The 13,587-nt window shown below is 53.1% G+C and carries 10 protein-coding genes and 1 rRNA gene (1 of these 11 running past the window's edge); 1 reads left to right on the top strand and 10 read right to left on the bottom strand.

What is annotated here, in order from left to right; translation table 11 throughout:
* A 16S ribosomal RNA gene (locus IAE55_RS31020) occupies nucleotides 1–59 on the bottom strand (it extends 1,494 nt beyond the left edge of the window).
* Nucleotides 60–533: 474 nt separating this feature from the next.
* Here IAE55_RS31020 and IAE55_RS31015 point away from each other — a divergent pair.
* Nucleotides 534–1,781 (top strand): molybdopterin-dependent oxidoreductase, encoded by a 1,248-nt coding sequence (locus IAE55_RS31015; protein ID WP_200634765.1) that lies wholly within the window; start codon nucleotides 534–536, stop codon nucleotides 1,779–1,781.
* Between the two features lie 22 nt (nucleotides 1,782–1,803).
* On the opposite strand, the gene IAE55_RS31010 is transcribed toward IAE55_RS31015, so the two are convergent.
* The 9 genes from IAE55_RS31010 to rfbC form a co-directional block, all read right to left on the bottom strand.
* A complete protein-coding gene (locus IAE55_RS31010; protein WP_200634764.1) occupies nucleotides 1,804–3,666 on the bottom strand; it encodes a transglycosylase domain-containing protein in 1,863 nt (620 codons plus the stop codon).
* Nucleotides 3,663–4,274 carry a hypothetical protein gene (locus tag IAE55_RS31005; protein WP_200634763.1) on the bottom strand — a complete coding sequence of 204 codons (612 nt, stop codon included), beginning with the start codon at nucleotides 4,272–4,274 and terminating at the stop codon, nucleotides 3,663–3,665. The genes IAE55_RS31010 and IAE55_RS31005 overlap by 4 nt, the downstream gene beginning before the upstream one ends.
* A gap of 272 nt (nucleotides 4,275–4,546) precedes the next feature.
* The gene (ligA, locus tag IAE55_RS31000; protein ID WP_200634762.1) at nucleotides 4,547–6,568 is read right to left on the bottom strand and encodes an NAD-dependent DNA ligase LigA; all 2,022 of its coding nucleotides are present in this window, start codon (nucleotides 6,566–6,568) and stop codon (nucleotides 4,547–4,549) included.
* A gap of 34 nt (nucleotides 6,569–6,602) precedes the next feature.
* Nucleotides 6,603–8,930, bottom strand: coding sequence for a DNA helicase PcrA (gene pcrA, locus IAE55_RS30995; protein WP_200634761.1), 2,328 nt, complete (start codon nucleotides 8,928–8,930; stop codon nucleotides 6,603–6,605).
* A 162-nt stretch (nucleotides 8,931–9,092) separates the two neighbouring features.
* On the bottom strand, nucleotides 9,093–9,779 hold the full coding sequence (locus IAE55_RS30990; protein WP_145028279.1) for a heptaprenylglyceryl phosphate synthase: 687 nt from the start codon (nucleotides 9,777–9,779) through the stop codon (nucleotides 9,093–9,095).
* 195 nt (nucleotides 9,780–9,974) lie between these two features.
* Complete coding sequence (locus IAE55_RS30985; RefSeq protein WP_200634760.1) at nucleotides 9,975–10,847, bottom strand: phosphatidylinositol-specific phospholipase C/glycerophosphodiester phosphodiesterase family protein; 873 nt, start codon at nucleotides 10,845–10,847, stop codon at nucleotides 9,975–9,977.
* Nucleotides 10,848–11,048: 201 nt separating this feature from the next.
* Nucleotides 11,049–11,927, bottom strand: a complete 879-nt coding sequence (rfbD, locus tag IAE55_RS30980) for a dTDP-4-dehydrorhamnose reductase (protein WP_105444811.1) — start codon at nucleotides 11,925–11,927, stop codon at nucleotides 11,049–11,051.
* Entirely contained in the window at nucleotides 11,924–12,952 is a 1,029-nt protein-coding gene (rfbB, locus tag IAE55_RS30975; RefSeq protein ID WP_145162992.1) for a dTDP-glucose 4,6-dehydratase, read from the bottom strand. The genes rfbD and rfbB overlap by 4 nt, the downstream gene beginning before the upstream one ends.
* 23 nt (nucleotides 12,953–12,975) lie before the next feature.
* Nucleotides 12,976–13,521, bottom strand: a complete 546-nt coding sequence (gene rfbC, locus IAE55_RS30970; protein ID WP_105444812.1) for a dTDP-4-dehydrorhamnose 3,5-epimerase — start codon at nucleotides 13,519–13,521, stop codon at nucleotides 12,976–12,978.
* Between the last annotated feature and the right edge of the window lie 66 nt (nucleotides 13,522–13,587).

Genomic DNA, 13,587 nt, shown 5'->3' with positions numbered 1-13,587 from the left:
TGCATGTATTAGGCACGCCGCCAGCGTTCGTCCTGAGCCAGGATCAAACTCTCCAAGAAAGTTTGTAGCTCATTTTGAATCTGACGAGATTGATTTAATCTCAGTTTAAAACATCATCCATTTGTTCAGTTTTCAAGGAACTTGATCGCTGCATTCGACATTATTTTCAAATCCGACGCAGGATTATATTGTATCATGTCATTCATTTCGTGTCAACACTTATTTAGCAAGCATTGAGAAGATTTGAATCACCGCCTTGTTTAGCGGCAAGAAATAATATATCACGGTTACCGCCTATTATGCAACAGTTTTTTTAAATTTATATTGTGGTAAAATTTACTTACTTATTGTTAGCCAATTCTCTTCTTCACTGACGTAACTATTTTGCATTAACAGTTGATCGCCAGGCTTAGAATTCTGTTCTTGCTGTAGTTGGTTCTCACCATGTGCTTGTCTACTCAAAAGGATCATAAGTAGAAGGTCAATACTCGCAGTACCGTTACTTTGTGTTTTCTTAACAAGGAGGCTGACAAATGAGCGATTGGTTAAACAAGATCCGCAAGGGCATCGGCAAGAAACTGGCCGCCATTCACCGCTGGAACGCATGGATGGTTGCCTTTCTGGCATTTAGCGGAGTGATTCTTCCCCTCGGTTTCTGGCGCGAGGTGCTTGGCGGAGGCAGGGTCTGGCTGAAATGGCTACATATCGGTGTCGGCTTGGCCCTGCTCCTTCCCGTCGTCTACTACCTCTTTCTGGCGGGCAAGCACTGGAAGCTGCTGAAGGACCGCCCGAAGCAGAAGTGGAATGTCATCATCGTACTATTCCTGCTGGTCGGCTGGTTTCTTTCTGGGGTGGTATTGTGGCAGTTCAGAGCATTCGGCCCGGCATGGTCTAACCCCGCTCTGACGATTCACGACCTCTTCACATGGGTGGGTCTGCCTTATATCATCTATCACTCGGTTACCCGTACCCAATGGCTCAAAGAGCCTCACCGGCGGACGGTGAAGTCCGGGGCTGACCGGCCAGCAGCAGCAAATACTGCAAACGAGCCGCTCTACACGCGCAGAGCTTTCATCCGATCAGCGATCGGGGTAGGTATGGCGGTAGCGTTCGGGCCTTCTTTTATCAAATGGTTGGGCAGCAGTATCGGTTCGTCACAGCAAAACATGGAGGAGCTGCTCGAAAGGGATGCCAACCATCTGGTTCCGGCACCCACGCCTGCCGCGGAATCCCTCACTCCGATCGGTGGCGGAGCTAAGGGGAATTTTCGCATCTACACTGTAACCCCCATTCCTTCATTCGATAATGCCAACTGGTCTTTTACCGTAGATGGGCTCGTCAATAAACGGCTGCAGTGGAACTGGGAACAATTCGTAAACCTCCCGCGTGTGGTTCAGGTCAGCGATTTTCACTGCGTCACCGGTTGGTCAGTGTACCATAACACTTGGGAGGGCATTCCCCTAAAAAAATTGTTGGATGAAGCCGGGGTTCAGCCAGCAGCACAAACTGTGAAGTTTTATTCGGGCGACGGGGTCTACACGGACTCTATAACGATGGAACAAGCTCGCATGGACGACATTATGGTGGCCGTTCTGCACGACGGCAAGCCCATTCCAAGCGATCTCGGCGGTCCGGTACGGCTGATCGTTCCCCAAATGTATACTTATAAGTCCGTCAAATGGTTAAACCGGATTGAATTGATTCAAGGCGACCATATCGGCTATTGGGAAGAGCGGGGTTACGATAAAAATGCCTGGCTTCCGGACGCCAAAAGGACATAACTCGCTCCTTGCAGCCCTTCAATCAACGTTCAAGCCCCCTCCTCATGACCGCTGAAAACAAGGCGGCGGCCTTCCCGCTGCCTGCGGTCATGTAATTATCCGCATCCGTTCTGTCAAACCCCATCCATACAGCCCCGGTCCATTCCGGTGTATAACCGACAAACCAAAGATCGCGGTTCCCCTTGCTACTGACACCGGGTAGGCCAAGCTGCGTCGTGCCGGTTTTGCCCGCTACCGGCCGGTTCATCCTCGCTTTCATGCCTGTGCCCTCGTTCACGACGCCGCGCAGCATGCTCGTCATATTTTCCGCCGTCGAGTGCGAAATGACTTGGCGCTCATCCGGACGGTAGGCATACAGCACCCGACCTTTTGAATCCGTAACCTGCCGTACGAGATGCGCTTCACGATAAAACCCTCCACTGGCAAACACGCTGTACGCCTGCGCCATTTTCAAGGGAGAGACGCCGGAATGAACGCCGCCAAGCGCAATGGACAGATTAGCATCCTCAGAGGTAAGCGGAATGCCCAGCTTCGCCGCGAATTGTGTCGCCTTTGTAATCCCTACCTGCTGCAGCAGCCATACGGCCGGAGCATTTACAGACTGCTGCAGCGCTTGCCTCATGGTCATTTGCCCCTGATAAGCTCCGCCCAAATTCTGAGGCTTGTAGCTCCCGTAAGCTATCTTGCGATCCTGAAGCATGCTGTCCGGCGAAAATTTACCGCTCTCAAGGGCCGGGCCGTAAGCGATAATCGGCTTAAAGGCGGAACCCGGCTGCCTGGCATCAACCACGGCCCGGTTCAAGCTGCCTGCAGCAGGATGCCTGCCTCCGGTCAACGCCACAATCTCTCCCGTCCGATGATCCATAATCACCATCGCTGCTTCAACCTGCTGATCCTTGCCATCCGGCGGAAAAAAATCCGGATTGCCGAACGTATCTTCCAGTGCAGCCTGTGCAGCCATATTCATCCCCGTTACAATGGTATACCCACCCGTCTTCAACTCTTCCAACGTTTTGCCTGTTCGCTGCGCGGCTTCCTTGAGAGCAGCATCCATATAAGAGGCCCCCACCATAGGAGGATCCACCTTCGCCGGCGGCTGATATTTCGTATTTATGGAAGACATCATGTCATTATGGGTAATCAGACCTTGCCGCTTCATAATGCCAAGCACTACGTTTCGCCGTTGTATGGGCAGATCGCCATTATGTAACGGATTGTAAATGGACGGTCCCTTCGGAATGGCAGCCAAGGAGGCGATTTGCGCCACACTGAGCTTTTTCAGATCCGTCACTCCGAAATAATGCTCCGCCGCAGATTTGATGCCGAATTGCCCATCCCCCATGTAAATCTCATTCAAATACAATTCCAATATGTCATGCTTGGACAAACGTTTCTCTAGCGACAAAGCAATGGAAGCCTCGTTCAGCTTGCGCAGCAGCGTTTGATCCCGGTTCAGATACAGATTTCGTGCCAGCTGCTGTGTAATGGTGCTGCCGCCTTCCGAAATCCGCATATGGGTGGAGTTGGTGTATACCGCACGCGCAATCCCTTTGTAATCCAGCCCATGATGTCTATAAAAACTCCGGTCCTCCACCGCCAAAAAAGTGTCCAGCAGCAAATTAGGCATATCTTCCAGTTGCGCCTTGGCCCTGTAGCCCGACTCCGGCAGTGGTATTTTTCGAAGCTTGGTCCCATCCGAGGCCACCAGGATGCTCGACTCCGGCAATACCAGTTTCTCGGGATGACGCCCCACGACGATGCCTCCGTACGTATGTACATAAAACAGACCCGCCAGTACGATCACCGCACCGATGACCGCGACATCGAACGAGAGGTAGAACCCCCTCATCACCTTACGCCAAACCTTTGCCTGCAGGCTGTTCATGACGCCGTCATCAGGCTTTCCAGAAGCCTCTCCAAGCCTTGCGCTTCCCGCTTCACGGATTCCATATCGAAATCTGGCGGCCGCTGACTGTGCAAATCCGCAGCCTCCAATGTGCGGAGCAGAGATTTGATTCGCAAAATGACTGCCATAACCTCTTCGTTGTCCAAAAGCGGGGTCGTTTCGTTTTGGATGGGCGGTGTGGATATTCGATCGGCTGAAGATGTTGTCATCCATCTACGAATGCCTTGTAAGTGGCTTGCCAATGCTTTTAACTCACCACCCGAGGCAACTTTCAGTTCACGGAAGGATCCTCGATCTGCCAGCTCCTCTGCCGCTCTCACGATCTGCTTCATATCATCCGCAAGTTTTTGCGAGCGAAGCATGAACAAACCGGCAAACACGATCAAAAAAACAACGGCGGCAATCGGCGTTCTACCAATATAGTTCACCAAACCACGGGCCAGCCTGGCAAAAAATGAATCGGGCGAAACATGCGCATAGGACCACACAAAGACACGGTATGTCAAAAAGAGTACGATACCGCTTAACAATGCGCTGCCCGTCACTGTATACAGATAAGCAGCCCGAACCGTTAACCATTTTCTCAAAACTCAGGCCTCCTCTCAGCAAAGCGGAAAACTCACCCACCTATGCGCAAAAGGATACCAGACAATTCTTAACAAACACCCGCGAAATCCTTAACATTCCCTTAAAATTCCACCGCGAGCAGAAATCCGGCTTCATGCAGAGAGCCCCTTCATGCGAGTTCCATCGACGATCAAAACAGCAATGTCAGCATGAGGTAAAAAGAAAAAGCCCTGGACCCATTTTTCAATGAGCCAGGACTTTGTTGGTCATGTCCTAAAGTCACGTTCTATAACTAGTTCGCTTCTTCGTTCAAAAGACGGATAAATTCATCCTCGTCCTCGATCACCTGGATGCCGAGCTGCTTCGCTTTGGCCAGCTTGCTGCCGGCCTTCTCTCCGGCAATGAGGAGGTCCGTCTTGGCCGAGACGCTGCCCGTCACTTTCGCTCCCAGCGCCTCCAGCTGCGCCGACGCCTCGTCGCGGGTCATTTGGTGCAGCGTGCCGGTCAGTACGACCGTTTTCCCACTAAAGAAGGAGTCGGTTTTAACCGCCTGAGGTGCCTCAGGAGCCTTCGCTTGCACGCCGAGGGAAAGCATTTTCTCGATGCCCGCCACTACAAACGGATCGGCAAAGAAGTTCACGATGCTCTCGGCGACAATGCCGCCGACATCCGGAAGAGCGATTAACTCCTCTATGTCGGCTTTCATCACAGCATGGAGATCCCGGTAATGGTCCGCCAGCATTTTGGCCGTGGATTTGCCGGTGTTGGGAATACCCAATGCGTACAGGAAGGAAGCGAGATCCCTTCCCTTGCCTTTCTCAATCGCCTCCAGCAGATTCATCGCCTTTTTCTCGCCAAAACGATCCAGCTTCACCAGCTGCTCAAACGTCAGCTCATACAGTTCCGCCGCTTCGCGCACGTTCAGTTCGTCGTACAGCTGTCCGGCTGTCTTATCGCTGAACGTCTCGATGTCCATCGCGTCACGGGAGGCGAAATGCGTAATCCGCCCGATGATTTGCGGCCTGCAGTTCAGCTTGTTGTTGCAGAACAGATGGGCGCCGCGCATTTCCAGTGGGAAGCCGCACGCCGGGCAATACTCCGGATAAATGATTTCACCGCCGTCGTTCTCTTCGGTCACTTTACCCAAAATCTCCGGAATAACGTCGTTGGAACGGCGGATAAACACGCGCGTGCCCAGCGCATATTTCAGGTTTTTGCGTTCGATGTCACCCACGTTGTTCAGCGTACAGTTCTGGACGGTAACGCCTGCCAGCTCCACTGCCTCTACCCGGGCGAGCGGAGTTACTTTACCAGTGCGGCCTACGTTCCAGCTGACGGACTCCAGCACGGTCGTCGTCTCTTCCGCCTCAAATTTGTAGGCTACCGCCCAGCGAGGGAATTTGTCCGTATACCCGAGCGCCTCGCGCGTGCGCATGTCAACGATTTTGATAACGGCTCCGTCAATGAGATAGTCCAGGCTGGAACGGCGTTCCTGAATTTCGGCAAGCTGCTCCATCACATCGTCGAAGTTATCGAAATACGTGATGTACGGATTGACTTTAAAGTGATTTTCCCGCAGAAAATCCATCATTTCCTTATGGCTGTCGAACCGGATGTTATCCGAATAGCCCACGTTGTAGAAATAAGCATTCAACCGGCGCTCGGCCGTCACCTTCGGATTCAGGTTGCGCAGCGCTCCTGCCGCCCCGTTCCGAGCGTTCTTGAGTGGCTCAGCCGCCGTCTTGTTGTACTCCTCAAGCACAGAGAGGTTCATAATCCCTTCGCCCTGGACCTCGATCGTTCCATCTTTGTAAGGAATGCTCAAAGGCACAGACTTAATCGTCTTGATCTGCGGAAGGATGCCTTCGCCGACTACACCGTTTCCTCGCGTAGCCGCCTGAACCAATCTTCCGTTGGTATAAGTCAAATTAAGCGTTAGCCCGTCAAACTTCAGCTCCACCGCATAGCTCAGCTCGGGCAGAGGGTTATCCGGGTTTTTCTTGTTATAGTCTTGAACCAGCCTTACAGCCCTTGCGTTCCAGCTGCCAAGCTGTTCGATATTTTGGGCCTTATCCAGGCTCCACAGCGGAGCCAGATGACGATGCTGGACAAATCCTTTGAGCAGCTCTCCCCCTACACGCTGTGTCGGAGAATCCGGCAGCGTCATGCCGGTCTCCTTCTCCAATGCAACGAGCTGGTCGTACAAAGCGTCGTACTCTTTATCGCTAATGACAGGCGCATCCAGCGTGTAGTATTGATAATTGTGCTTATTCAGCTCGGCTACGAGCTGCTCCATGGTCAACTTCGGATCCATGCAGGGTCATCCCTCCGTCTATAGATTCATAATTTTAATTTTCCACTTTGGTGATCGGTGCAAACCCGGCCAGAAGGCGTTTCACGCCAACCGGCGCCGGAAAAGCGATCTGCAGCTCCGTATCGTTGCCGCTGCCTTTAACCGAAACGACCGTCCCGATGCCCCATTTGCCGTGGGAGACCTTGTCTCCCGCCTTCAGGGCGGTGAGGTCCGAGGTGCTGCTCGCCGCTGCCATTTTGGCCGGAGTGGAGGTAGTCACCGTCACCCGGCTCTCCCGGCCCACAGAAGTGGCCGTCGAACCGCTCTGCGAGGATGGCGCAGCACTTCTGCCGAAGTTGCTTCCGCCGCTGCCAAAACCTCTGCCGCCATAAGAACCGCCAATGTTGCCTCCGCGGCGGTAGCGGTCACGGGCAACGACCGTATCTTCCTTCAGCTCTTCCGGGATCTCATCCAGGAAGCGGGAAGGCGGGTTCGCCGTCGTCCGGCCGAACAAGGTGCGCATCTGCGCGCAGGAGAGGAACAGCTGCTGCTCCGCGCGGGTAATCCCCACGTAAGCCAGCCGGCGCTCCTCCTCCAGCTCCTCGTTATCTTGGAAGGCCCGGCTGTGCGGGAATACGCCCTCCTCCATGCCGATGATAAACACCACCGGGAACTCGAGCCCCTTGGCGCTGTGCATCGTCATCAGGACAACCGCATCCGAGCGGTCTTCCTCGCTGTCATTCATGCTGTCGATGTCGGCAATGAGCGCCAAATCAGTCAGAAACGCCACCAGCGACTTATCTTCATTATTCTTCTCAAATTCCATCGTAACAGACAGGAACTCGTCGATATTTTCCAGGCGGGACCGGGATTCAAGCGTATTCTCGCGCTGCAGGTCGACCCGGTACTGGGACATTTCCAGTATTTTTTCGGTCAGCTCAGTGACGGACAGGTACTCCACCATCTGATGAAGGGCCGAAATCATATCGTAAAACTCCACCAGCGCATTCCGGGTCCGTCCGGCAAAGCCCAGGTCGTCAACGAACTCCAACACGCGGAAGATGGACGCTCCCCGTTCGGCCGCCGCTGCTGCGAGCTTAGCCACCGTCGTATCGCCGATGCTCCGTTTCGGAACGTTAATGATCCGCGTCAAGCTGATATCGTCATCCGGATTGGAGAGCAGGCGCAGATAAGCCAGCATATCCTTAATCTCTTTGCGGTCGTAGAACTTGATGCCGCCGACGATTTGGTACGGAATATCCGACTTGATCAAAATTTCCTCGATCACCCGGGACTGGGCGTTGGTCCGGTACAGGATGGCGTGATCCTGGTACGACTTGCCCTGGTTTACGTTCTTGCTGATTTCCGAGGTGACGAAATACCCTTCGTCATGCTCCGAGTCCGCCCGGTACACTTTAATCTTCGCGCCTTCGCCTTTATCGGTCCACAGCTTCTTCGGTTTGCGGCCGGTGTTCTGTCCAATGACTTCGTTCGCCGCGTTCAGGATCGTCGAGGTCGAGCGGTAGTTCTGTTCGAGCAGAATCGTGCGCGCTTCCGGATAATCCTCTTCAAAATTCAAAATGTTGCTGATGTCCGCGCCACGCCAGCGGTAAATGGACTGGTCGCTGTCGCCGACGACGCAAATCCGGTGATGGCTGTCGGCCAGCATCCGGCACAGCATGTACTGCGCCCGGTTCGTATCCTGGTACTCGTCGACATGAATGTACTGGAACTTTTTCTGATAAAAATCAAGAACCTCCGGCACTTCCTTAAACAGCTGGATCGTAGCCATGATCAAATCGTCAAAGTCCAGCGAGTTGTTGGCCTTGAGCCGCTTCTGGTACATCGTGTACACCTTGGCGACCAAGCCTTCGAAATAGTCTCCCGCCTTCTGTTCATACTGCGCCGGCGTCACCAGTTCGTTCTTCGCCGTGCTGATTACGGATTGGATCGCCTTCGGCTCGAATTTCTTCGTGTCGAGGTTCAGATCCTTCATGCAGTTGCGGATAACGGACAGCTGGTCTGTGGAGTCCAGAATGGAAAAGTTCGAGGTGAATCCGATGCGTTCAATATCTCTCCGCAAAATGCGGACGCACATCGAGTGGAACGTGGACACCCAAATGTCCCGGCCCTCATTGCCGACCAGCTTGGCTACCCGGTCCTGCATCTCGCGTGCGGCTTTGTTGGTAAACGTAATGGCCAGAATGCCCCAAGGCGGAGCTTTGCGGGTTGCGATCAGGTAAGCGATCCGGTGCGTCAGCACCCGGGTCTTGCCACTGCCCGCGCCGGCCATGATGAGCAGCGGGCCGTCCGTGGCTTCCACGGCTTGGCGCTGCTGCGGGTTCAGTCGTTGTATTGCCTGTTGTATATCAATAGGTTGCATGCGTGCATGCTCCTTCCTGCTATAGAAATTCACAAATATGATAGGACATCATAAAAGCGGTATGCAGTGTGGCCCAACGGCCAGCATCTATTATACCGGTTAGCGGTTATATGCATTTGAGGATTATAGGTAGTACCGACAACAGTCTAAATCCACTTACTTTTATTCCTTAATAGCCTTAACCGTCAGCAGCGCCTGCTTCAAATCTTCGTAAACGGCGTTGCCGACGACGATGGTGTCGCAAACGTCAGCAGCCTGACGGGCCGAATCGGCATCCTTGATGCCTCCGCCATAGAACAGCTTGGCCCCGTTAAGCGAGCGGTGAATGTGACGCACGGTCTCCATGTCCCCGAACGTCCCGCTGTACTCCACATAGACAACCGGCAGAGACATCAGCTTGTCCGCGACCTGGGCATACGCTGCTGCTCCGGCCGCATCCAGCTCGGTCTGTGCTCCGGTCAAGCGGGCAACTGTGGAGTCGGCGTTCAGGACGATATATCCTTCGGGAACGAGCAGCTCCCACGGGATCATGTATCCATATTCCTCCACCGCCCGCTGATGATGGCCAACGAGCCATGCCGAATCCGAAGCATTGAGCACCATGGGGATCATATACAGATCAAAACCCGGTACGATCGCCTCCAGGTCGGACACCTCCAGCACGCAAGGGACCTCATATCGCCTAATTCGGGACAGCAGCTCCACGGTGTTGTCGAACGTTACCCCGCTGGACCCGCCGACCATGACGGCGTCCGTACCGGACATGCACACCGCATCCAGCGCCTCATCGGCGATCTCCTTATCCGGGTCAAGCTTAAACACATGCCTCCATGGCATAATCATTTGCATCAAACGGCATTCCTCCACGACAAATCTTCATAAATCTAGTCTATGTCAGCACCGGGTGAGTGTCAATTTGTGTTCGCATAAAATGCGAACATTTTTTCACCAATCCGCCGCACGCAAAAAAGAAGATATGCTCCGGGTAGAGAAGCATATCTTTCAGGTCATAAACGATTCATCAGGTGAATAATTTGGGTGCAATTACCACCCGAGGGCAACAAGCCAGCGGTTATCCCCAAGCTCTTGTTCCGTTACAAAGTCGGAATACACGCCCGTAACCCCCATTCGCTGCAGCCTGCCAATTTCGGAAGGATCGTTAATCGTATTCACATAAGCCGTGATTCCCGCTTTTTTCAGCTTGGCCAGAAAATCAGGCTTCGCCCGGGATTCCGGGATTGTAACTGCCTCAATCGAATGACTGGCAGCAAAATCGATGACTTCCTGATCCGTATCCTTGGTAGCATACAGCGTGTATATAATGGACGGAAATTCATAAATACCGTTCACCATGTCCAGCATCGGCTGATCGTAAATTTGCGGCACGACCCTTTCCAGCAGCGCGGGATCGCGTTTTTTCGCCGTATCCACGAGGATCTCCAGCTCTTTTTGCATATCCGCCGGCTCCTGCTCCTTCGTATCCGTCACGATATAAATATCGGGATAATGCTCCATCAGGTCCAAAATATCCGACCAATCCAGCGGCTCGTATGTGCCGAGGATTTTACTGTTTTTGAAGTCGCTGTAGGTCAGTCTCCCCGACTGCTTGTCCTCCGGAAGCTCACCCTTTTGCCCCAGCAGCTCGGTCATGTACTGCGTCCATTCGTGCCTGGCCACCAAATGGCCGTCCGCGGTCAGTAGCAGATCCACCTCGAATACGCGGTTTCCTTTTTCATAGTTGGCAATAAACGCCTCGTAGGAATTCGTGTACGCATGCTCGCGGATCCCACCCATCGCGTGGGAAATGACCCGGTAATCGGTAAAATTGTTGTTGATGTCCTTGGAGCTACCCTGGGGAACCCACATCATCAGGCCTGCCGCCACGACCAGCGCCATCAATGCCACCCATTTCCTCATCGATATCACATCCTTTTCACCAGCGTAAGCGTGAGGGGAGCGTGTCTGATTCGTTGGGAGCCGAAGAAAGAGATTAGTTAGTAGAGATTACCCGGACGGGAGGGGTGTCAAACGATGAAAGGGGGAGGGGAATGTTGGGAAAAGAAAAAAGCACCGCAGCAGCCGGTGCCTGAGCGAACTTTTCATTAAGAGAGTTCTAATCTACTCTATTCCTTGATTTTGGGTAGATAGATCTTGAATAAAATCATGAAGTCCCTCCCGCCAATCCCTCAAATCAGTCAGCCCATTGGCCCGAATCGCCATGTGATCCATGACCGAATATGCAGGACGGGGAGCCGGACGGGGAAATTGAGCCGTTGTGCAGGGTTCAAGCCGTGCGGTCAGCTGGATTCCTGCTTTGTCCGCTTCGTCAAAAATAGCCCGGGTGAAGTCAAACCAGGTGCACTGCCCCGCATTGGAGGCGTGGTAAATCCCGTATTTCTCTGTTTGGACGAGTTCGAGTAGAAAGCGGGACAAATCTACTGTAAACGTAGGAGAACCCAGTTGGTCGTTGACGACCTGCAGCACGGGCTTTTCTTGACCGAGGCGCAGCATCGTTTTAACAAAATTGGCTCCATGCGCACCATATACCCAAGAGGTCCGGACGATGAAGTACCGGGAAGACAGGCTCTGCACGAATTGCTCACCAGCCCGTTTGGTTTTGCCGTAGACGCTCTGGGGATCAGTCTCGTCATATTCTCGGTAAGGAACCGAAGACCTTCCGTTAAAAACATAATCCGTGCTGATGTATACCAGCTTGGCTCCGCAGTTCTCCGCTGCCGTCGTCATATTCCTGGTGCCGATCGCATTAACCCGGTAAGCCCCGTCAATGTCCGTTTCTGCCGCATCCACGGCCGTGTAGGCCGCGCAGTGGACAATCGTGTCCGGCCCGAAATCAGCAACGGCCTGCTGGCATGCATCCCAACGGGTAATATCGAGCATGGAGCGCCCGCAGCCCAGAACCTGATGCCCCGCTTGCTGGAACAAGGCGGTCACATCCCGGCCTAGCTGTCCTTCGGCCCCTGTCACAAGGACTTTCATAAGCCGTCCCCCAAACGCGAACCGTACTGCTTCTTGTAATAATCCTGATACTCACCGGACTGAATACGCGCCCACCAATCCTTATGATCCAGATACCACTGAATCGTCTCCTTGATGCCGGATTCAAAATCGTACTTCGGCTTCCATCCAAGTTCCCTCGTTATTTTGGCAGGATCGATTCCGTAACGGCGGTCATGCCCCGGCCGATCCTGAACATGCGTAATTAATGATTCCGGTTTACCCAGTTCCTCCAATATTGTTCTGACAATATGAAGGTTCGTCCGCTCATTGTTGCCTCCAATGTTATAAACCTCGCCCGGCTTGCCCTGATGGATGACAAGGTCGATGGCAGAGCAGTGGTCTTCGACGTACAGCCAGTCCCGAATATTCAATCCGTCGCCGTAAACAGGCAGCGGCTGCTCGTTGAGGGCGCGGGAAATCATGAGCGGGATCAGCTTTTCCGGAAACTGATACGGACCGTAATTGTTGGAACAGCGGGTGATATTTACGGGCAGTCCAAATGTTTCATAATAGGCCCGGACCATGAGATCTCCTCCGGCTTTGCTCGCGGAGTAAGGACTGTTTGGAGCCAGCGGTGTTTCTTCCGTAAAAAGGCCCGTATCTCCCAGCGTACCGTATACCTCGTCGGTGGACACCTGAACGAATTTGGTCACCTCATGCTTCCGGGCTGCATCGAGCAGCACCTGCGTCCCCAGCACATTTGTCTTCACGAAAATATCCGGTTCCAGAATGCTCCGGTCTACATGGGATTCAGCCGCAAAGTTGACGACGATATCGATCCCTTGCTGAAACCATGATTCCACAGCCTCCGCATCCATAATGTTGGTCGCCGTAAATGTATAATGAGGATGATTCTGGATGGAGCTGAGGTTTTCGAGGTTGCCGGCATACGTCAGTGCATCCATATTGACGATATCCAATTCAGGATACTTTTGCAGCATGTATATAATAAAATTACTTCCGATAAACCCCGCTCCGCCGGTAACGAGCATTTTCCTTCCCATCGTTTGATCCCTCCTGGTCGTAATCAAAAGTTAAGCTCCGCATCCTTCAGCAGAGGATGGCGCTGATCTTTATCCGACAGGATCGGACTGGAGACCGGCCAGTCGATGCCAAGCGCAGGGTCGTTCCACAAGATGCCCCGGTCATGTTCAGGAGAATAATATTCATCCACCTTATACAGAACCTCCGTACCCGGAACCAGCGTGCAGAATCCGTGGGCGAACCCTTTGGGGACAAGCAGCTGCCGCTTGTTATACTCACTAAGAATCACGCCGGTCCACTCTCCAAACGTCGCTGAATCCCGCCGGACATCCACAATCACATCATAAATCGCACCGCTCAGAACGCGGACCAGCTTGGTCTGGGCTTTGGGGTTCAATTGATAGTGAAGGCCGCGGATGACGCCCGCCTCTGCGGAGAGCGATTGATTATCCTGAACGAATGTGTGCGTAATTCCCTGCTGGCGCAGCACAGCCTCGTTATACCCCTCCATAAAAAAACCCCGGTTGTCACCATGAACAACAGGTTCAATCCATACGGCATCTGCCAAGCGTAATTGATTCACTTTCACACGGAAGGCCCCCTAATGGTAGTCTTGTAAGTAACCAAATTTGAATTCATTCTTATTAATATATGG

This window comes from Paenibacillus sp. S28 (assembly GCF_016624415.1).
Classification (GTDB): Bacteria; Bacillota; Bacilli; order Paenibacillales; family Paenibacillaceae; genus Paenibacillus_AQ; species Paenibacillus_AQ favisporus.
The sequence above is the reverse complement of the archived record's forward strand: the minus strand, read 5'-3'. Positions and strand labels throughout refer to the sequence as shown.

Bases quoted from the DNA above. Each gene is read 5' to 3' on its own strand.
- IAE55_RS31015 (WP_200634765.1), top strand. From the start codon at position 534: ATGAGCGATTGGTTAAACAAGATCCGCAAGGGCATCGGCAAGAAACTG.
- IAE55_RS31010 (WP_200634764.1), bottom strand. From the start codon at position 3,666: ATGAACAGCCTGCAGGCAAAGGTTTGGCGTAAGGTGATGAGGGGGTTC.
- ligA (WP_200634762.1), bottom strand. From the start codon at position 6,568: ATGGATCCGAAGTTGACCATGGAGCAGCTCGTAGCCGAGCTGAATAAG.
- pcrA (WP_200634761.1), bottom strand. From the start codon at position 8,930: ATGCAACCTATTGATATACAACAGGCAATACAACGACTGAACCCGCAG.
- IAE55_RS30990 (WP_145028279.1), bottom strand. From the start codon at position 9,779: ATGCAAATGATTATGCCATGGAGGCATGTGTTTAAGCTTGACCCGGAT.
- IAE55_RS30985 (WP_200634760.1), bottom strand. From the start codon at position 10,847: ATGAGGAAATGGGTGGCATTGATGGCGCTGGTCGTGGCGGCAGGCCTG.
- rfbD (WP_105444811.1), bottom strand. From the start codon at position 11,927: ATGAAAGTCCTTGTGACAGGGGCCGAAGGACAGCTAGGCCGGGATGTG.
- rfbB (WP_145162992.1), bottom strand. From the start codon at position 12,952: ATGGGAAGGAAAATGCTCGTTACCGGCGGAGCGGGGTTTATCGGAAGT.